Annotated in this window: 16 protein-coding genes; 3 read left to right on the top strand and 13 right to left on the bottom strand. The window is 40.5% G+C overall.

Translation table 11 applies throughout. The annotated features are described in order from the left end of the window. Positions 1–108: 108 nt before the first annotated feature. The 8 genes from C0W29_RS10290 to cmoM form a co-directional block, all read right to left on the bottom strand. Positions 109–564, bottom strand: a complete 456-nt coding sequence (locus C0W29_RS10290) for a group II truncated hemoglobin (protein WP_036795208.1) — start codon at positions 562–564, stop codon at positions 109–111. 100 nt (positions 565–664) lie between these two features. Then, positions 665–3,148 carry a trimethylamine-N-oxide reductase TorA gene (torA, locus tag C0W29_RS10285; protein WP_045041548.1) on the bottom strand — a complete coding sequence of 828 codons (2,484 nt, stop codon included), beginning with the start codon at positions 3,146–3,148 and terminating at the stop codon, positions 665–667. Between the two features lie 32 nt (positions 3,149–3,180). Continuing rightward, positions 3,181–4,365, bottom strand: coding sequence for a pentaheme c-type cytochrome TorC (gene torC / locus C0W29_RS10280; RefSeq protein WP_045041549.1), 1,185 nt, complete (start codon positions 4,363–4,365; stop codon positions 3,181–3,183). Positions 4,366–4,407: 42 nt separating this feature from the next. Beyond that, the gene (locus C0W29_RS10275; RefSeq protein WP_373455510.1) at positions 4,408–4,656 is read right to left on the bottom strand and encodes a periplasmic nitrate reductase, NapE protein; all 249 of its coding nucleotides are present in this window, start codon (positions 4,654–4,656) and stop codon (positions 4,408–4,410) included. Between the two features lie 140 nt (positions 4,657–4,796). After that, positions 4,797–9,257, bottom strand: coding sequence for a chromosome partition protein MukB (gene mukB, locus C0W29_RS10270; RefSeq protein ID WP_045041550.1), 4,461 nt, complete (start codon positions 9,255–9,257; stop codon positions 4,797–4,799). Beyond that, entirely contained in the window at positions 9,257–10,003 is a 747-nt protein-coding gene (mukE, locus tag C0W29_RS10265) for a chromosome partition protein MukE (protein ID WP_036795214.1), read from the bottom strand. The genes mukB and mukE overlap by 1 nt, the downstream gene beginning before the upstream one ends. Further along, positions 9,984–11,306 (bottom strand): chromosome partition protein MukF, encoded by a 1,323-nt coding sequence (gene mukF, locus C0W29_RS10260; protein ID WP_036795215.1) that lies wholly within the window; start codon positions 11,304–11,306, stop codon positions 9,984–9,986. The genes mukE and mukF overlap by 20 nt, the downstream gene beginning before the upstream one ends. Continuing rightward, positions 11,303–12,136: a tRNA uridine 5-oxyacetic acid(34) methyltransferase CmoM gene (cmoM, locus tag C0W29_RS10255; protein WP_045044388.1), complete on the bottom strand. Its 834-nt coding sequence runs from the start codon at positions 12,134–12,136 to the stop codon at positions 11,303–11,305. Before cmoM ends, mukF begins: the two co-directional genes overlap by 4 nt. 119 nt (positions 12,137–12,255) lie before the next feature. Here cmoM and elyC point away from each other — a divergent pair, with 119 nt between their 5' ends. Next, entirely contained in the window at positions 12,256–13,062 is an 807-nt protein-coding gene (elyC, locus tag C0W29_RS10250; protein WP_045044387.1) for an envelope biogenesis factor ElyC, read from the top strand. Between the two features lie 213 nt (positions 13,063–13,275). Then, positions 13,276–13,512 carry an RNA recognition motif domain-containing protein gene (locus C0W29_RS10245; protein ID WP_045041553.1) on the top strand — a complete coding sequence of 79 codons (237 nt, stop codon included), beginning with the start codon at positions 13,276–13,278 and terminating at the stop codon, positions 13,510–13,512. 87 nt (positions 13,513–13,599) lie between these two features. Here C0W29_RS10245 and kdsB read toward each other — a convergent pair whose 3' ends face one another. The 5 genes from kdsB to C0W29_RS10220 form a co-directional block, all read right to left on the bottom strand. Next, a complete protein-coding gene (gene kdsB, locus C0W29_RS10240; protein ID WP_036795219.1) occupies positions 13,600–14,346 on the bottom strand; it encodes a 3-deoxy-manno-octulosonate cytidylyltransferase in 747 nt (248 codons plus the stop codon). Beyond that, positions 14,346–14,525, bottom strand: a complete 180-nt coding sequence (locus tag C0W29_RS10235; RefSeq protein WP_036795220.1) for a Trm112 family protein — start codon at positions 14,523–14,525, stop codon at positions 14,346–14,348. The genes kdsB and C0W29_RS10235 overlap by 1 nt, the downstream gene beginning before the upstream one ends. Next, positions 14,506–15,540 carry a tetraacyldisaccharide 4'-kinase gene (gene lpxK, locus C0W29_RS10230; protein WP_045044386.1) on the bottom strand — a complete coding sequence of 345 codons (1,035 nt, stop codon included), beginning with the start codon at positions 15,538–15,540 and terminating at the stop codon, positions 14,506–14,508. Before lpxK ends, C0W29_RS10235 begins: the two co-directional genes overlap by 20 nt. Positions 15,541–15,542: 2 nt before the next feature. Further along, a complete protein-coding gene (gene msbA / locus C0W29_RS10225) occupies positions 15,543–17,300 on the bottom strand; it encodes a lipid A ABC transporter ATP-binding protein/permease MsbA (RefSeq protein ID WP_045041556.1) in 1,758 nt (585 codons plus the stop codon). A 125-nt stretch (positions 17,301–17,425) separates the two neighbouring features. Continuing rightward, complete coding sequence (locus tag C0W29_RS10220) at positions 17,426–19,738, bottom strand: DNA internalization-related competence protein ComEC/Rec2 (protein ID WP_045044385.1); 2,313 nt, start codon at positions 19,736–19,738, stop codon at positions 17,426–17,428. Between the two features lie 31 nt (positions 19,739–19,769). On the opposite strand from C0W29_RS10220, the gene C0W29_RS10215 reads away from it, so the two are divergent. Next, the gene (locus C0W29_RS10215) at positions 19,770–20,294 is read left to right on the top strand and encodes a DUF2062 domain-containing protein (protein WP_036795225.1); all 525 of its coding nucleotides are present in this window, start codon (positions 19,770–19,772) and stop codon (positions 20,292–20,294) included. Positions 20,295–20,511: the final 217 nt, after the last annotated feature.

The following is a 20,511-nucleotide window of genomic DNA, read 5'->3' as shown; positions in this document are numbered from 1 at the left end:
TTGGGATCTCGAATAGTGAAAGCTAGGATAGCAATCCATTCCAGTTTGGAATAGATTCAAGCTCAATGAAAGCACATCTATTTTACCAACAACTTAATACCATTAAGATTAATTGCGATTACGGCACATTTCTGCAGGAAAAGATAATTGCACCATAATAAATCGTTTTAATAACTCATCATAAGGTTGAGCATCTAATGCTTTTTGCATACACATTAGCCATGCTTGTTTCTCATCCTGACCAATAGCCATATGTCGATGAGCACCTGCAAGATTCATACGTCCATAACGCTCAACATAACGATCTTCTCCTCCCATCCATCCAATCAAAAATGTGGCTAATTTCTGCCGGGATTCACTAAGATCATCACTATGCATTGCACGTATTGTTGCAGCTTCAGGCAAACTATCAATGTAATGGTAAAAGTCTGTCACCAACTGCTGTACACCAGCTTCACCACCCGCAGCGACCAAAGTACTATTACCTTGTCCAAATACTGGCACATTACGCTTTTTTACACCGGATAAATCATCACCTTCAGGAAATTCATTATTATCAACCATTTCATACTCTCTTAATTACAATCACCTGTTAATAGTATAATAAATGAATAAAGAGCTACCGTAGTCGCTCTTTATTATTGATCACAATCTATGTTTTTAATTAACTAACATAGATAGGCCCACTGAATGACGTAACGGGAGGCACTTTGCCAGTGTACTTTTCAAAATCGACCACGACGGTATTAGCACTGGTTGCTTGCGCAAGTTCAGACGTAGGAATATCAATCGTTAATGTATTAGGATCGCCATAAGTATCGATAGCACCAATATCATTATTAAGAGGTCCGAACCACGCTCCTTCTTGAATACGAATAACCCCCGTAGGATAATGTTCAGAAAGCACCGCCCCCGCTAACAACTGCCCACGATCATTAAACACCCTCACAATATCACCATCTTTAATGCCTTTTTTCTTGGCATCTTGTGGGTTGATATATACCGGTTCATGGCCTTTTACCGCATAGGTATTACGAAATTCTTCGGAGTCACACATCTGTGAGTGTAAGCGTTTATTTGGATGACAAGATTGAAGCCAAAAAGGGAATTTATCCGATTTAGGTCCGCCATGTGAACGTTCTTCTTTTTCAAACCACATCGGGTGGCCTTGGCAATGCTGGTAGTTATAACGAGCAATTTTACGGCTATAAATTTCAATAAATCCAGAAGGCGTTCCGAGACCATTAATTTCAGGATCCTCTCTAAAAGCAGCATGACTAACATAGGTTTGATCTGTTGGAAATTCGACTAATCCTTGTTGCCAAAACTGTTTAAACTCTGGCATTTCATGCTTACCTTTATTGGCTTTACGACAATCATTATACAGTTGTTCAATCCACTGCATTTCTGTCATACCGCGAGTATATTGTTTACTTTTACCAAAGCGCTGGGTTAATTCAGTGAATATCTGAAAATCTGTTTTTGATTGGAAAAGAGGATCAACCAGTTTATGCATAGCCAATACACCGCTGGTTGAATATGTACCGTATTGATCTAAATCGCTACGTTCAAATTGAGTGCAGGCAGGTAATACAATATCGGAGAAACGGCATGTTGGTGTCCATGTATAATCAATATTAACCACGGTTTGAAGCTTTCTAAAGGCCTCTTTCATTCGATTACGTTGCTGATGATGATTCCATGGGTTGCAACCACTAAATACCATCATCTTAATATCAGGTAATACGACCTTGCTGCCGTTATATTGAATATTTTTGCCGGGTTCCATAATGGCATCAATCCATCTAGCAACTGGAATCGTTGAGCTGTAGCCTTTAAAGTCATTATTATTCCAAATAGGCTCCTGACCTTCATCAACATTTCGAGGAAATCCCCCAGGCCCTGCTGCAGTACTAAATGGTAAACCGACACCACTATAGAAATGTGAATAAGACACTCCACCACCAGGTAAGCCAATCTGACCCAGCATCGATGCCAACACCGCCCCCATCCAGTATGGCTGCTCACCATGTTGTTGGCGTTGTACTGCCCAGCCAAACATCAACATAGTACGATCTTTAACTAAACTACGGGCAAACTCTCGAATAGCATCAGCTTTAACGCCACAAATAGGCTCTGCCCATTCCGGTGTTTTGGCTATTTTATCTTTGCCAGTACCCAGTAAATAAGGCAAAAATTCATTGAAACCCAGCGTATAGATTTCAAGAAATTGCTTATCGTACAGATCTTCTTTATACAGTGTATGCGCAATAGCAAGCATGAAAGGCACATCAGTTTGAGGGTTGACGTATTGGTGTTCACAATTAAAATATTTTTGCGATTTTGATACCACTGGATCGACAGAGATCATGCGGATCTTACCGTCAGCCACCTTCTGCTTTAATTGGGCATAATAATCATACGCACCATGAGTTTCGCATTGCCAGCCAACTTGACCATTTTTAATCGGATCATTTGACCACCATATCAATGTCTTACAATCTTTAAGTACTGTCGACCATGTCGTTGCTTGCGCATAAACTTCTGTCGAGCCTAAAACATAAGGCAAAATAGTTTGACCTGCACCAGTAGAATAATCACCGACCTTCTTAATAAAATTACCATGCATACCAACAGCGCGCTGCATATGTGAAGTACAGCTTTGGAACTGCCCCGTTTCTCGCCACCCGGTTTGACCGGCATGTAATGCCCACGGGCCATAATCTTTCTGTACCCGTTGTAACTCTTGATAAAACAAATCTAACGCTTCATCCCATGTCACCCGTACAAAACGATTATTACCTCGAGTATCACCACTGTATTTATTTTTCTTGAGCCAATCTAGACGCACCATTGGATAACGCACCCGCGAAGGGCTATAAATTAATCCTTTGATCCCATTTAACATATCTGTAGGATTTTTATCGAATTCTAATGGCTTAATTTCAGCTACTTGACCATTATAAATACGAGCTCGAAATGCCCCCCAATGAGAACCTGATACCTTCCAAATACCTGGGGCTTCTCCTGTTGTCGTCGCATTAGCTTCAGTTGCTTGTGCCACTTGCAATAATAATCCAGGACCAATCACGGAAGCGGCACTGGTTGTCGCTAACCCTTGTAAAAATTTGCGCCGACTCAAAGACATAGATCTTTCCTCTTTATAAACGGGATCCGCTGTTAATGTTTTTCTTTAGCAAAATCTGATGAGTGATTTTGTAAATATTTCAAAACAATAGCTTCGCTGTCGGTATCAAAATTCACAAACGCTAACATGCCATTAAACATTCCCGGCCAAGTATTAGCATCAAAATGATTTTCTGCAGGTTGAGTATGACAAACACTACAATTGGTTTTATAAGCCGATTGTGCAACCGACCAAATATCATTGATATTACTGACAAACTTCGCTTTTTCTACCCATAGTATTGCGCTGACTTGCTGCCACTTCAGTCCTGTTACATCATCTTCTTTCTCGGTTGTTCCAGTCACAATCTTATTATTTTGAGCGGCCGTTTTACTTAATGCTGCCGTTGGAATATTCATCCCAAAGTCTTGATTAATTACCCGCCCAAACCCTTTTTCTTTACGCCAACCACTAATTTCAATTTGTAACATATCATCTTTTACCGCAACGACTTTCACTGCTGAAGCTGGCTCTAATGAACCACCATCTTGTGTTTTCGCTTCATCTTCAAACATAGGGATAAACTGCATACTGTAGTAAGTATTGCCTTTTTCATAATCAGTATTCTGCGCCACTGTGGCTAATTCAGAAATCATGCCGCCTGAAGAATCCATGTTAGCGGGTAAGTGATGAGCGATACCTTTGTGGCAGTCAATACAGCTTTGATCTTTAGCGGCTGCCTGCTTCATTTGTACTTGTGCACGAGGTGACATTTCATCCCATTTCATACTGGAGTAGCTATGGCAACTTTTACATTCGAGGGATTTATTAGCAGCAAAACGTTTCCATTCATGCTGAGCCAGTTCTAACCGCTTGGCTTCAAATTTTGCAGGGGTATCGATAGTGCCGACAATAGCACCAAAAACTTCTTTACTGGCTTGCATCTTACGAGCAATTTTATCAGTCCAATTATGAGGAACATGACAATCAGGACACGTCGCCCTCACTCCAGCATTATTTTCCCAATGAATAGTCCCTTGCAATTCAGGGTAAACCGTATCCCGCATTGAATGGCAACTAATACAAAATTTTTCTGTATTAGCCACTTCTAATGCGGTATTAAATCCTCCCCAAAAGATAATGCCTGAAATAAACCCACCGAGAGTGAGTACACCAAGACTTATCTTTGCGGCTGGACGCCAAAAAGTCAGCCATATTTTTTTTATGAATGTCAGCATTGTTTCACTCTCCGTTATTTATTCCACCCACAGCATTACAACCTAACCGTGTCCAGGTGGACCAAAGACAAAGACTTGCAACGCCCATACAGTGAAACCGTAGCCGCCGACTAAGGCTGCGGATAACAACGGAAATAAAAAAATAGTGATGAATAAAAAGGCCCACCATTCATAGCGACCTCTTTCCTGCTCTGTAATTTCAGTATTAGCCATCGATGACCTCTCTGTAATCATTACTATAGCGGTACACCATTCATCAAATGATAAATGGATTGGTGAAATTATAGTCAATGATAACTAACCTTCACGTCCTAACTTCGAATTAGTTGTATTAAAAAAAGACTCAATACCTAATTTAATCCATAAAAAAAGCCAGCATCACTGCTGGCTTTATTGGCATACTCAAGAGAGTTACTGAATATAATTACTGTTTACACAGGTTCAATATCAAGGAGTGTCTGTACTGGCATTTCCACTTTTGGTTTGTTACCAAAACCGCGTAAACCCACTACGTGTACGTGTTCACGATCCTTAAATATTTTACGCACTAATTTATAGGTCGTACCTTTTTCAGGACTAATATTTTCAGGTGCCGCAATTAATAACTGCATATCTAAACGTTCACATAACTCAAATAAGGTCGCAATAGATTTACCATCTAAACGCGCTGCCTCATCGAGGAATAACAAACGACAAGGAATAATATCTTTACCGCGTAAACGACGAGATTCTTCTTCCCAGCTTTGTACAACCATCAACAAAATTGCCTGACCAGTACCAATCGCTTCACCAGTCGATAATGCGCCAGATTCAGCTTGGAGCCAGCCATCAGTACCACGGTTAACTTCAATGTTCAGCTCTAAATAGTTACGGTAATCAAGTAACTCTTCACCCAGAATTTGCGGTGAACGCTGACCCATATCAATATGTGGATTTAAACGTTGGAATAATTTCGCAATCGCTTCTGAGAACGTTAGGCGATTATTGCCAAACAAATCATTATGCTGATCTTTTTGATCAATTAAGCCGAGTAATAACGATTCATGAGTATCACGTACTTTAACGTTAAGACGTACACCACGCACTTGACCAAATCCAATATTTTGTAAGCCTTGGTTAAGCATACGAATACGGTTTTGCTCACGCTGAATTGTCTTACGAATAATATTAGCAACTGAATCAGAGCTAATCGCTAGACGTTGCTCACGTGCAGTCAACTCTTCGGTTAGACGTGCCAGTTCAACTTCCATTTCTTCAATGGCTTCGACTGGATCATCAGTACGAATAATATCGTGGCGAATACGCTCACGCAGATGCTGATACACCGCAATATAGAACAAGACTTTACGTTCAGGACGCGCAACATCTTCTGATGCCCGTAGCGCATCACGTAAATTTTCATTATCTGAAACCGCAAGACGCAATGCACCTAATGCTTTATCCGATAATGAACGTAGTTCATCTGCAGACATATATGCCATTTCACGACGGTGTAAACGACGCTCAACATCACTTTCACGAGCAAGACGTAAGACAGCACACCAGCCTGCTTTTGCATTTACAACCAGCTTACGGAAATCTTGGTAATCTTTACCAACTTTACGTAAACGCTTCATCAAGCCTTTCATTTCAAGCTCAATTGAGGTGGTTGATTTTTCTAACATACTGCGACGGTTACGAGAACTGTGTAAACGTTCATTCAATTCATTACGACGAACCAATGCTCGCTCTTCAGCTTCGACATCAGCGCGAACGCCAAGTTCTTGAAGCTCACGTTCAAACTCAAGCACTGTTTCATTTTTCGCTTGATGAGAACTTTTCAGTGATGCCATCAACTGGTTATATTGGTTAGCTTGTGCGCGTGATTGTTTTAAACTTTCACGGGCACTGTTACGCTGCTGTTCTGCTATCGCTAATTTTAGCTTTAGCTGCTCGTTAAGCTCAGAACTCTTACTTAATAACTCAACTGAATCAGCATAGCTAAAGTGATGACGACGTTCGGCTAAATCAGCAACCGCAAAAATCAAGGTTTTCAATTGTTGCAGTTTTTGATCAGCGGCTTCGTAATTAGCTTGTAGTGCATCAAACTGTTCAGGATCGGCATCAAGAGCTGATACCAGACTTTCAAGTTCAATTAATGATTTGCCGTAACGATCAAGATAGTTACGAGCTTCATCCATTTGCGCAAGTTGTTGTTCAACCTCAGCAAAGCGCTCAGTTAATGTTTCGTCTTCAAGCAAAGTGACCACTGGATTTAACTTACCCAGTAAAGTTAAACCTTCGCGCGCAGCGGCTAATTGAGCGCGTTGTTGTTGCTCTTGCGCTTGTGATTCAGCTAACTGACGCATGATCTGATTACGTTGATCACGTGCTTGTTTAAGTTCAACTTCAGGATCGGCATTAAACGCAATCGCCATATGCGTCGCAACAAAACTGTTAAAGCTTTGGTACAAACGCTGCAGTTTTTGCGAGTCAAATGCCGCTTTAGCGTGATCTTCGACCACTTGATCACGTTCATCACGCAAAAACTCTAAACGCTGCTCACGGGCTGCTCGACCAAATAATGGTACTTTTGGAAAACGTGAATAACGTAGCTGGCGATCATTAAGATGCACACATACTGCATTTTCAAGTTCATCAACATCAAAGCCACTGTCGTCAAATGAATCCGCATCACCTTCAATGATATATAAATCATCAGGGCAATCATCAAGTGCAATTAGCTTTTCTTTAATACCGCTTAAATCAGGGACAATAATCGCATGACGAGATGGGCCATACATTGCGCTGAAATAAGGAGCATCAGCAAGGGTAATGTCATCATAAATTTCAGATAACATGGTACCGCCAAGAGTCTCCGCTAACGCTCGTAAACCCGAATCATCACTGCCGCCCGGCTGTGCCAAACGTTCAATATCATGCTCTAACGTTTGCTTTTGTAGCGCTAACTGATCACGTTTAGCTGACACTTGACGTTCATTATCAAGTGTTACTTGCATCGCATCCATTACGGCTTGGCTGCTGGTTAATTCTGCATTCGCTTGATCTGCAAGAACTTCCAGTGCATCAGATGCCGCAATCCACGCCGGAGCAGAGGCTTCAAGTGCCGTAATACGTACAGCTAGTCCTTGCTCGTTATGACGCATGTCATTACGTTGCTCAACCAAACTTGCTTGATCTTGTTCTAAACTTTCTAATGTTGCTTCATGACGGGCTTGCTCTTCGGCTAATGCCAATTCGCCATCAATAGTCGTTGCAAACTTTTTCGCGTAAGTTTCTGCTAATTCAATCGCTTGACGTTGACTACGCACACTGCGTTCTAGATCACGATATTGTGCTTTTAGCTGCTCACCGCGCTCAGAGACCGAACGAAGTTGGCGGCCATGCTCAATTAACTCACGGGCTTTATCGCTAGCATTAGTACGATCAACCACACCAGCAATAGTGGTAACAATCGCTAACCCTTTTTCAAACTGTTGCGCCGCTGCTGATGACATATCAAGCTTATGCTTCAATGCCAATAAAGCAGTGGTTTGTTGTTCTTGCTGTTGTTTTAGCTGAGATAAGTAAGGTGGCGCTTGATCAGCAAGCATTTGGTGATCACCCGATAACTGGCGCGCCTTTTCTAACGCTTGTAACGCTTGTTGATATTGCAGAGCTCGTGTCTGCTGCATATCTAGCGCTTGCTGGTAATCGGCCAACTGAGTTTTTAAGCTATCAACTTCTTCTTCAGTTAACTGTGATTGTTCTTCGGCAATTGCTAATTGTTCAGCAGCCTCTTCAACCACCATCACTTGCTCTTCAAGACGCTCTGTCAGCTCTTCAAGATCTTCTTTATAACGTTCAATTTTCTCAGCTTGACGTACTGCTGCTTGAACCAATTGTAAGTGATCCGACGCTGATTGATGATCTTGTTCTAGCGCGCTTTCCTGATCGATCAGCTCGGCTAGTTCTGCATTCATGTTATTTAACGATGATTGCTGATCAATAAGCGTTTGACGTGACCCCATTAACTCACCACGCAAACGTAGTGTTTGATCAAGTTTCTGTTGGCGTTCGTTAGCATGACGCATATAGTCAGCAGCAACATAATTCGTTGCTTCAGAGATTAAATGCTTAAATAAGTCACGATCACTTTGAGTTAACTTAATCGCTTCTAACGTCATACGGTTTTCACGTAATGCCGCTTCCATATCTTGGAAGGCTTTTTTTACCCCTGAATTATGCGGTAATAAGTAGTCACGTAGTGAGCGAGTGATCGCACTTGAAATACCACCGTATAAAGAGGCTTCAATAAGACGATAGAATTTTGAACGATCTTGGCTATTACGTAATTTCTTTGGTAATACGCCCATTTCAAACATTTGCACATGGTAATCAGTTACCGAGTTAAATGTTTTAAATTGCACCCCTTCATATTGGCTAACAAGGTCTTTAACATCATTAAGCTGACGAACACGTGCTTGGTTTTCAGAAATCGTTTCAACTAAAATTTCAGCAGGTTTTATATGTGATGGTAAGCCTTGAATCAAAAAGGGCTTAATGTCTACTTTCTTATCACGACCAGCAACTTGCTGTAATTTAACGGCAAAGATAATGCGTTGTTGCTTTGAGTTAACCACATCCAGCGCAGCATAACAGGCACCCGGCTTTAATTTACCGTGAAGGCCTTTATCGCGGGATGCATTTGAACTACCCGCTTCTGTGGTATTACGAAAGTGAAGTAAGCTTTGATCTGGGATCAGTGTAGTGATAAACGCTGCCATGGTGGTAGATTTACCCGCACCGTTACCGCCTGAAAGCGTTGTCACCAGGTTATCAATATCAAAGGTACGTGCAAAAAAGCCGTTCCAGTTAACCATGGTGAGCGATTGATACTTGCCGCGTTCCATTAAATACTACTCTCCTGTCCTGCTTGCTCTACATCTTGCTGCATTTCAAGCGCTTCTTGATTATTGGTGTCAATATCATCAAGCAAACTTGACTGACTTGACGCTTGCTGGTGCACCACTGCTTCACCGTCACGAATTAATCGTAACTGCGCTTCACGGACATCATCGCCAGTACGGACATCAGCACCAAAACGGAATACAGATTCGCTGATACGAAATTTGCCATTTTCGCCAATAGGAATTAGCATCCCTAGACGACGTAAACGACGCAGTGCTGTTTTCACTTTATCAAACAGCTTTTCACGATCGAGATCTGAACCTGAGGCACGATTAGTAACAAGCTTCATTAGCTTTTGTTCATCAGCTAATACTAGCAACTCATCAAAAAGCTCTTGATTGGTAAAAATACCTTCATGTGCTAAACGTTCCGGGCTAAGGTAAAGAAAACACAATACCTTACCAACGAGCATATCGATTTCAGATAATACTGAACGACCAATCAATGATGTTGAGCGTGGACGCAAGTATAAAAAGCCTTCAGGTGCACGCACTAATTCAGCATTATAGCGGCGGTAAAACATCGCTAATTCTTTCTCAAATTCAATTAAAAAAGAATGGTTATCTAAATCTTCACTTGAAATATGACGGCCAGAACGTAATGCATTATCTAGCGCAGGGAAAAGTGGATTAGCTATCGCTTTTGCCAACTTCTCCGGCATAAATTCTTCAATATTTGTCAATGACATGGGCTTGTACCTTAGCTCCGTATTCGTTAATTGCTTCCCAATCAGGCTGAATGGCGTTGAAATCAGCTTCGGAATACCCCATCCTTACTGCCTGATCAATCACAATCCGTGCTAAATCAAAGTGTTGTGCATACGGATGTTGTGACAAATAGTCTTTAAGTAAAACGCTCAAATTAATTGGTGCACCTGTCGCTTTATGTGCTTGTAACATCAAACCGACTTTCTCAGCCAATTGATCGTTAACCAAATCAAGCTCTTCGAATTCCATCTCTCCAGGAACGATACCTGTTACTTCATCATCACGTAACATCAAGGTTTCATCACGCATATCAAGTAAACGTTCAGCATCCGCAAACGTCAGCAACCACGGCGCATCAAAGTAATCGGTGACAGATTGACGCAGTCGTTGACTAAAGGCGCGGTTTTTATCCATATCAATCGCAGTACGAATAAATTTATGTACATGGCGGTCATAACCAATCCATAAATCAATTGTTTGCTGACCCCAACTAATAATGCGATCTAACTTCATTTGGAGGATGTAAATCATACCATCAACAAAATCGAGATCATCATGTCCTTGAGTTGCTTCTTGAATAGCAAGTAACTGACTTTGAAGCTGATCACCGGCTGCTTGCAACGTATCCTGCAATTCACGCAAGGTTGATGATGTTTCATCCAGTAATGCTTCACAACTACTAATTGCGGCTTGCCAATCTTGATTTAATAATTCAGCAATATCGAGCTTAACTTGTTGCTGCTGCTCATCCATTGCGCGTTGGTTTAAATCAATACGGTCAAATATTTCAGCCACTGAGTATTTTAATACTGCATGCACATTTTGACGCCAATGCTTTTCATCACCGCCTTCTTGTGCAGCTGTCGCTGCTTTATTTATTTCATCAGCTACCATTGCTAATTGAATGGATAGTTTTAGCGTTGAAAACTCACGTTGTCGCACGTAGTAATCAGTAATACCGAGCGCTAACGGACTTAGTCGATAAATGCTAGCACCGTCAGTAACCTCACTGGTAAAGCGTGATATTAACCGCTGTCTTACCAATTCATTAATGGCGTTATTGGCGCGAAATGCCAGGGTTTCCTTGGTTTGGCCGAACATATCGCTAACAATACGAAATGCATCAACCAACTCACCTTCCCCTAATTCTTCATCAAAGCGATCGCCACTTAATACCGCAATCGCTAACAAGAACGCCAGCCGTTCTGTTGGTAAATTAAGGGCAAACTCATTATTTTTGACCCAATTTACCAACTCAGGAACAGTCTGGGTAACTTCACTCATCCCTTGTCCTTATTGCTATGATTTAAATTTGCCATCAATGTTGGCGTTGCTTCTGTGAGTGGCTTACGCGCATACACATGAATATAACGGCCTAATGACAAAAAAGGTTCCTGACGACAAAGCTTTTGCTCCATATCAAGAACTTGTTCGAAACTGTAATCACCCATTCGATCGTGGTGCATGTAATCATGGAATGTGCGTACGCCGGTTTTACCCATTATGTCAAACCCAGCCTCAGTTAGACACTGATATACTTCATCAGGTTTTATACCTTGCTGAGGTTGTAACTTAAACCGTTTACGATGTGGCATCCCCTGTTCTATATGGGTTAGATTGCCACAAATCAAATTCTTAAACAGTAATCCATTGTAGTTATAAAACATTACCGAAATAACACCACCTGGTTTTACGTTATCTAATAAACCCATTAATGTTGTAATCGGATCAACTAGCCATTCCATCACTGCATGAAAGAGAATTAAATCAACAGGTGCTGGGATGTGCTCACTGATTTCTTGTATCGGTGAATGTACTAATCGATATTGCTCAACTAAGCCGTTTTTAGCAATTTCTTGTTCTGCTAATGTCAACATTTCGCTAGAAAGATCACATAACGTCACTTGATGTCCAAGTGCTGCTATTTTTTGAGATATTTGTCCAATGCCGCCACCAGCGTCCAAAACTTGCAAAGGTGAGGCTGCATTCAATTGTTCCAATATATATTCAATATCTTGCCAAACAACAGTTTGTCGTATTTGGCCTTTCGCTGTGCCATAAATATTTTCAGCGAACTTTTTCGCTAAATCGTCAAAATTTCGGTCTTTTTTCATGGCTCATTTACGTTATGATAGCGACTCTAGAATGTGACTTATTTTCTCACAAGCAGTAAAGGAATAAAGGCTTGTGATCGGTTTTATTGCTCAACTGCTGAAATTTCGGACGACATATTATGTTTATACTAAAAAAAATCATCTCTGCGATACTAATGCCGCTCCCGTTTCTATTATTAGTCGGCGCTATTGGTTTATGCGTACTGTGGTTTACACGCCAAAAAAAGTTAGCCTCGATTTTGGTTAGTGTCTCTTTGATCGGTATCTTTTTATGTTCATTCCAACCATTAACAACATCGTTACTACGACCATTAGAACAAGAAAACCCAGCATTTGTGAGTACCACTAAACCTATTAGCTACGTAATGGTATTAGGCAGTGGTCAAGTAATTGATAAAACCTTCCCTATAACCTCAGAGTTATCTCCAACCGCTATTACTCGTTTAGTCGAAGGGATCCGTATTTTCCGCATGTATCCTGACGCCAAGCTGATCTTATCAGGATTCGGGGGGATTGCTTCTCATGGTATTAGCCACGCGCGTTTAATGGCTCACTTAGCAATAGCACTAGGTGTAAATAAGCGTGATATTTTATTATTTGAGTCAACAAAAGACACGAAAGAAGAAGCTTTCCAAGCCGCCGATGTCGTTAAAGATAAGAATATGATTCTAGTAACATCTGCTAGCCAAATGTCACGTGCACTTTATTATTTCCATCAAGCAGGATTGCAGCCAATTGCAGCACCAACTAACTTTAGAGCGAGTAATAAAATGCGTAATTTCATTCCTAATGCAACCTCTCTGACTCAAATGGAAATTGTTGAACATGAGCGTTTAGGGCAATTATGGCAACGTATTACCAGCAAACTGTTAGACCCAAAAACTGAGCATCTACAGGCAGAAAAGGTAAAACCAGAGACTTTATAGGTTTTACAATGTCATATTTTAGTTAATTAATTTAAAGTCAGATCCCACATTATGAGGTATCTGGCTTTTTTTTCTCAGTTCGCTTTTTGCATAACTATTAAAGTAATACTGTTCAAGAATTACTTTAATCTTATTATTTCATTCTAATCTCAATATGCTTTGCTTTATTTCATGGTAAAATAATCTCTTATTACTTAATTAAGAATTTAATTCATGAAACTTTTAATCCGTAACCTTTCTCGCAGCACAGCTGAAGTTCAAATTCATAAAATGTTTGAAGAATTTGGCAAAATTAGTGCGTGTAACCTTGTATTAGACGAAAAAACAGGTAAGTCAAAAGGATTTGCATTTGTTGAAATGGCTGATGACGAGCAAGCAATTCGCGCAATGAAAGCACTTCATGAAATGATGGTTGATAAAAGCCGTATTCGTGTAAAAATCGCTGAATAAACTACTTCCGTAGATTAATTTAAAGACAAAAAAACCGAGTAAACGATACTCGGTTTTTTATTATGCAGTATTAACTTTGTGAGCTAATTAGCCAACTAACTGACGCACTTTTTCTAAATCTTCAGGTGTATCAACCCCTGCTGGTGGCGCATCAATTGCGACATCAACATGAATTTTCTCACCATACCAAAGCACTCGCAGTTGCTCTAATGATTCAATATGTTCCAGTGGGCTTGGCTGCCAATTAATATACGTATTAATAAACCCTGCACGGTAAGCATAAATCCCAATATGGCGTAAAAGGTTATGATGAACAATACGCGGTTGCTGGGCAAAATTATCACGATCCCAAGGAATCGCAGCGCGACTAAAGTACAGTGCGTAACCGTCTTTATCCGTCACAACCTTTACGGCATTAGGATTAAAAATCTCATCATGATGATCGATTTCTACCGCTAAAGTTGCCATCGGTGCATTAAAGTGCGCAATATTGTCTGCAACTTGGCGAATAATCGTATCAGGGATAAGTGGTTCATCACCTTGCACATTAACCACAATATGATCATCAGCAAGTTGATATTTAGCCACGACTTCAGCTAAACGTTCAGTGCCTGATTGGTGATCAGCACGTGTTAAACATACTTCACCACCAAAGCCTTGTACAACATCAACAATACGCTGATCATCTGTTGCCACAATCACTTGATCTGCACCAGATTTACACGCTTGCTCATATACCCATTGTACCATTGGTTTGCCCGCAATATCTGCTAACGGCTTACCCGGTAAACGAGTTGATTGATAACGTGCTGGAATAATAACAGTAAATGCCATTACTTAACCTCATCAGAGCTTAATGTACGCGCTTCAGAATCAAGTAAGACTGGAATACCGTCATCGATAGGATAAGCAAGACGATCAAACTTACACACTAATTCATTATTTTCTTTATCGAAATTCAACTTACCTTTACATACAGGGCAAGCAACGATTTCAAGCAGACGGTGATCCATACTTTTCCTTAACCTCTATAATCCGTTTAATAATAGCTGATGCTTGTGGCTCGGAAATAACTGCATCAACAGGCAGATACCACCAATTATCCTCAGCAAATGGGTAACATTTTACCGCATCTTTTTCAGTCATAACTAAATGTTGCCCTTGTTGGGCTAAATCGAACAATGTTTGATGAGTAAATGGTTGGTGATCAGCAAAAGGCTGACACACAACAGGCTTTACTCCTAACGCATCTAATGTCGCAAAATATCTCGCAGGATTACCAATACCAGCCATCGCCACAACGGCGGTTAAAGAAGTAGCAGCACAACGAGCGCCAGTTTTAATATTGATTAATTCTGACGGTGCTAAATGCATTGCTGCTTCATCAGTATCCGCTTTACCACCATTGCAAATTAAAAAATCAACCTCATTTAAACGCTGACACGATTCACGCAATGGTCCCAATGGCAATAAATGTTGATTACCAAATCGGCGTTGGCCATCAATGACAACTAATTCAATATCACGTGCAAGCGCATAATGTTGTAGCCCATCATCAGTAATAATGACATCAACATCATGCTTTAATAGTAGCTTTACTGCATCACTGCGAACGGGAGCAACAGCAACTGGCACCCCTGTCCTACGGCGAATAAGTACTGGCTCATCACCTGCAATATTGGTGCTGGTATCATGATCAACAAAATACGGATAATACGGTGCTTTACCGCCGTAACCACGTGAGACAACACCAGGTTTTAACCCTTGTGCTAGTAGCTGTTCGACTAACCACACCACTACTGGCGTTTTACCATTACCACCAGCGGTAATATTACCGACAATAACAACCGGCACCGGGGCTCGATATGCTATTTTTTTGCCATTAGCGTATTGCTGTCGCTTACGACGGCTTAATAAACCAAATAACAAACTGAGAGGCCACAATAATGGCCATAACAGTAAATAGACAACCTGTGCTTTACCTTTAAGAACAGGTTGATACCACATAGCTTCAATCAATGCCGCCACAATTAATCACCAAATTGAATACGATGAAGTTGCGCATAAGCACCGTCATGACTAATTAATTCACCATGTGTACCACGCTCAATAATTTCACCATCATCGACCACTAAGATCTGATCAGCATTTTCAATCGTCGACAAACGGTGAGCAATCACTAATACTGTGCGATCTTTTTGCAACTCATCCAATGCCTGCTGAATAGCACGTTCAGATTCGGTATCTAAAGCAGAGGTTGCTTCATCAAGCACCAATACTGGGGCATTACGTAACAATGCGCGTGCAATGGCAAGACGCTGACGTTGACCACCAGATAAACTCACACCATTTTCACCAATAACAGTATCAAGTCCATGCTCCATGTCTTTTATAAAGTCCATGGCATAAGCAAGTTCTGCTACACGTTCAATATCTGCACGGGTGTATGCTTCGCCACTGGCATAAGCAATATTATTAGCAATCGTGTCATTAAATAAATGGACGTTTTGCGATACAACTGCAACTTGAGAGCGTAAGTTCAATAAAGTGTAATCTTGTAGCTCAACATTATCTAAACGTAGTGCGCCCGAATCAATATCGTAAAAACGGGTCAACAAATTAGCAATGGTACTTTTACCTGAGCCAGAACGACCGACAAGTGCAACCGTTTTACCCGCAGGGAGTTCAAAGCTCACATTACGTAGCGCTGGCGTGTCTTTGGTTGGGTAAGTAAAAGTAACATTTTGTACTGACACATCACCTTTAACTCGCTCAACTTCATGCTTACCAGTATCTTTTTCTGTTTCTAAATCCATCAAATCAAACAATGTATGACACGCAGCCATACCACGTTGGAATTGAGAGGTCACATTCGTTAATGATTTCAATGGACGCATTAAGCCAAACATCGCACCAAATACTACTGCAAAAGTACCCGGCGTTAATGAGTCGCGTAATGATGGTGTATTCGCAAGAATTAATACCACCACTAAAGCAGAAGAAGCAATAAGCTGGATGATTGGATTGGCAATAGCCTGCGCAGAAACCAGTTTCATCGATTGGCGACGCATTAAATTACTTACATAATCAAAACGGTGCTTCTCTACTTCTTGACCACCATAACTTAATACAACTTTATGGCCTTTTAGCATTTGCTCCGCCGAAGAAGTCACAGACCCCATCGCCTCTTGCATACTACGTGAGATTTTTCGAAAACGTTTTGAAACAATACTAATACTAATAGCAACGATAGGCGCAATGACGATCAAAATAGCCGATAACTGCCAGCTATTCCAAAACATCAATATCATTAAGCCAATAATAGAGGCGCCTTCACGGACAATACTTACTAATGCACTACTGGTTGCAGAAGCGACTTGCTCAGAGTCATAAGTAATACGTGATAATAATGCCCCAGATGCTTCTTTATCAAAGAACGCCACTGGCATTTTCATGAAATGCTGAAAGAGTTCTCGGCGTAAACTCATTACAACATTACCGGAAACCCACGATAAGCAGTAAGTGGATACAAAACCACTAGCGCCACGCATGATCATTAAGCCAACAAGATAAATAGGCATCATGGCAAGGAAACCTGAGTCCATACTGTCAAAGCCACCAAAACTTTTATCAAGCAACGGTTTGAGCATCGACAGCATCAAGGTATCACCAGCAGCATTAATAATCAGCGCAATAACAGCGACAATAATACCTGCTTTATAGATCTTGATATAAGGCCATAGTCTTTTATAAGTATCTTTGGTTGATTTTTCTGTTAATTGCGTCATGAATGCCAATATTGATAAAATACAGTGTCTCTATTCTACCCTTAAGATTGCTATCAACCAAATTTGTCCACAATCCTTTTTTATTAAAGGGCTTTTTCTGCTCATAAAAACAACAGTCAGCACAGTCAATAACTGTTATTTAATTGTTTTGCTAACCATTGTGGCCTGTACCATGTTTGAGAGTAATGATAACGGTATTGTTTTACGCTGTAGCTATTATTACTCATTGTCACCGTTACTTGGCCACTATCTTGAGTACTAATCCAATCAATATTATTCGTTTGATAACGTGCAGCAATCGTTGCTGACGGTAATCCCCAAGGGTTAAAATAACCAATAGACACAACAGCTAACGATGGTTGTACTGCATCAAGTAAAGTTTGTGTTGAAGAACTACTGCTGCCATGGTGTGGTACAATTATAATATCGGATTGCCAATCTTGATCCTGCATTAACATCACTAGTTCAGACTTAGCGTCAATATCTCCAGTCAATAAGATACTCGGTCCGTTACCATTTATAGCCTGAACGCGAATAACACAAGAATCTGAATTAGCGGCTCGTGGCGTTGCTTTAGGTGGCCACTTAACGACAAATTCAAGTCCTTGCCATTGCCATGTTTGTCCGGTTATACACTCAGAAAAACCTAAGCGGTGATCGCTACTGTATTTTTCTAAAGGTTGATAACGATCTATAAGATAATCACTACCGCCAGCATGATCGCTATCAGCATGACTCAAAACTAGCCCATCAATAGTTGTTATTCCCTTATCCGCCAATATCGGTGCAATAACTGACTTTGCAATGCTATTTTCATCCCAAACATTACCGGTATCATAAACAAATACACGTTGTTGGTTTTGTATTAATACTGCTAACCCATGCCCTACATCTAACACGCTAAGCGTCCATAATGACGGTTTCTGGTTATCGTTTTCCCACCGCCAACTCAATACAATAAAAATAATACTGCTGTAAAACCACCGAAAATGCCTCAAGGGGAATAATGGCCACGACACCGTAATTATTGCGACCAACACTAACCATGGCGTTATCGAAGCAGGTAACATCATCCATGCACCATGACTCCATGCGGCAATTTTAAGAACGGGTAGTAAAGAAAAGTCAGCAACTAGCCAACACCATGACGACAACCAAGGCCACCATGGAGTGATCGCACCAATTAACACTAAAGGAACCGTAATAATACTTAACCAAGGAACAGCAATTAAATTCGTCAATGGTGCAGCTAAAGATACTCCACCAAACCACCACCACTGCATCGGTAACATTAATAACAATAAATACCCTTGCAATTTACAGAGATACTTTATTCGTTGATAGCAGCGCTGATACCACGCTAAATTTGCTAAAACTGGCGAATTCTCAGTCATAATCATGACTAAAAAGATGATAACCGCACCAAAAGATAGCCAAAATCCGGCGCTATAACTAACAAAGGGATCCCACAGCAAACATAACCCTAAAGTGATTAACAAAACTTGCCAAGGTAGCCAATAAATTGCCGTTATTCTTAAAATGCCGACGATTAAACACATCAATAATGCACGAATAGTCGGCAAACTAAATCCAGCCAACCACGCGTAGCCTAAAGCAAAAATTAATCCACTCAGTAAAGGTAACCACAGCCAATAGTACGTTTGTGGAAGGCATAACCTCAATAAATAGCCTAACCACCACCCCATTAACATTGCTAGCCCAATATGTAACCCTGAAATGGCTAATAAATGCGCTAAGCCACTATCACGTAAATACACCCAATCTTGGGCCTTAAGTCCATCTCTAAGTCCAAAGGTTAAGGCGGTTAAATAGCTTTGATTGTTAGTGCTTTTTAACAACGGGGTAATTTTATCTAACCATTGCTGCCGTACTGACACCGAAGATGATAATCTTATTGGCAACGCGTCACCGTTTATCACAACGGCACTACCATGAATACTACGGCTTAGTGCATATTGCTCACCATCAAATCCAGCTTGATTGACTCGTCCAACAATACGACTCAATCTTACGGGTAAACGCCATATTTGTCCTTGTTTCAATTGCGGCGGATCTTTCCAGACCACCATCAATCTTAGTGGAAAAACAAAATCAACATTCTGTGAGTGCAAATTAAGCACCTTCACCTCAAAATGCTCAGTGGGTATATTTTCATTAAAAAGCGTACTAACGCTTACATCTATGATAATATTAGTTCTGTTTTTTGGAATACTATCTATATCGTTAATATATTGATTAGCATCAAAAACAGCCCATGATATAGCGAGCGAAAAGCTAATAACAATAACATTTCGATACACCATAAATATAATGACACCGATTACTATGATTAATAGTAAAGCCCAATATGGTGGTAATACATTGAAAAAATGTAACGACAGAAATCCGCTTATACTCGCTATAAATATTTGAACCATATGGCCTTAGCCAGTTTGAAAAAAAATTATTATGCCAAGACATTTCATTAAAAAATTTCTGCCTAGCCATGAAGTAATTAAACGCCAAAAAGCGTTAAAAATATTTGGAAATCTACTTTATAACCCTAACCTATGGTGCCTAAATCGTCGCTCAGCATCTGGCGCATTTGCTGTCGGGTTATTCATGGCTTTTGTTCCACTTCCAAGTCAAATGTTAATGGCTGCAGGCCTAGCTATTATGTTTGGCGTAAATTTACCGCTCTCTGTAGCATTAGTATGGGTCAGCAACCCCGTGACTATGCCGGTACTATTTTACGGTGCCTACAAACTAGGCGCTTGGGTTTTACATAGTCCTGATGTTGGATTTCATTTTGAGCTAACTTGGGATTTCCTGTTAAATCAAATGAGTCAAATCGGTCCTCCATTCTTATTGGGCTGCTTTATCTGTAGCGTCTTAAGCGCTTTAATCGGTTATTTTGGTATTCGATGGTTATGGCGCTACTCGGTTGTACGTAGCTGGAATAAGCGTAAGTTCCGTATTCCTAAAACCCACTAACTGTTGCTTTGTTATAACAATAAAACTCCATCATTTTGGAGTTTTATTGTTAACAAACCTTCTTTTGAGAAACAACTAACACCATTTTTCATTCCCATACGCAAGATTTCACGATTAATCGATCTAACTCTCACCTCTTTATCTTCTCTCTATATATATCGCGCCATCAAAAACTTATATTGCTAATTAGCTGCATTTTATACCTAGTAATTATTAT

It is taken from the genome of Photobacterium kishitanii (assembly GCF_003026355.1).
GTDB lineage: Bacteria > Pseudomonadota > Gammaproteobacteria > Enterobacterales > Vibrionaceae > Photobacterium > Photobacterium kishitanii.
The sequence above is the reverse complement of the archived record's forward strand: the minus strand, read 5'-3'. Positions and strand labels throughout refer to the sequence as shown.

Bases quoted from the DNA above. Each gene is read 5' to 3' on its own strand.
- kdsB (WP_036795219.1), bottom strand. From the start codon at position 14,346: ATGGCATTTACTGTTATTATTCCAGCACGTTATCAATCAACTCGTTTA.
- torC (WP_045041549.1), bottom strand. From the start codon at position 4,365: ATGCTGACATTCATAAAAAAAATATGGCTGACTTTTTGGCGTCCAGCC.
- mukF (WP_036795215.1), bottom strand. From the start codon at position 11,306: ATGAGTGAAGTTACCCAGACTGTTCCTGAGTTGGTAAATTGGGTCAAA.
- C0W29_RS10245 (WP_045041553.1), top strand. From the start codon at position 13,276: ATGAAACTTTTAATCCGTAACCTTTCTCGCAGCACAGCTGAAGTTCAA.
- mukB (WP_045041550.1), bottom strand. From the start codon at position 9,257: ATGGAACGCGGCAAGTATCAATCGCTCACCATGGTTAACTGGAACGGC.
- C0W29_RS10290 (WP_036795208.1), bottom strand. From the start codon at position 564: ATGGTTGATAATAATGAATTTCCTGAAGGTGATGATTTATCCGGTGTA.
- C0W29_RS10220 (WP_045044385.1), bottom strand. From the start codon at position 19,738: ATGGTTCAAATATTTATAGCGAGTATAAGCGGATTTCTGTCGTTACAT.
- C0W29_RS10215 (WP_036795225.1), top strand. From the start codon at position 19,770: ATGCCAAGACATTTCATTAAAAAATTTCTGCCTAGCCATGAAGTAATT.
- torA (WP_045041548.1), bottom strand. From the start codon at position 3,148: ATGTCTTTGAGTCGGCGCAAATTTTTACAAGGGTTAGCGACAACCAGT.
- C0W29_RS10235 (WP_036795220.1), bottom strand. From the start codon at position 14,525: ATGGATCACCGTCTGCTTGAAATCGTTGCTTGCCCTGTATGTAAAGGT.
- mukE (WP_036795214.1), bottom strand. From the start codon at position 10,003: ATGTCATTGACAAATATTGAAGAATTTATGCCGGAGAAGTTGGCAAAA.
- msbA (WP_045041556.1), bottom strand. From the start codon at position 17,300: ATGACGCAATTAACAGAAAAATCAACCAAAGATACTTATAAAAGACTA.
- elyC (WP_045044387.1), top strand. From the start codon at position 12,256: ATGTTTATACTAAAAAAAATCATCTCTGCGATACTAATGCCGCTCCCG.
- cmoM (WP_045044388.1), bottom strand. From the start codon at position 12,136: ATGAAAAAAGACCGAAATTTTGACGATTTAGCGAAAAAGTTCGCTGAA.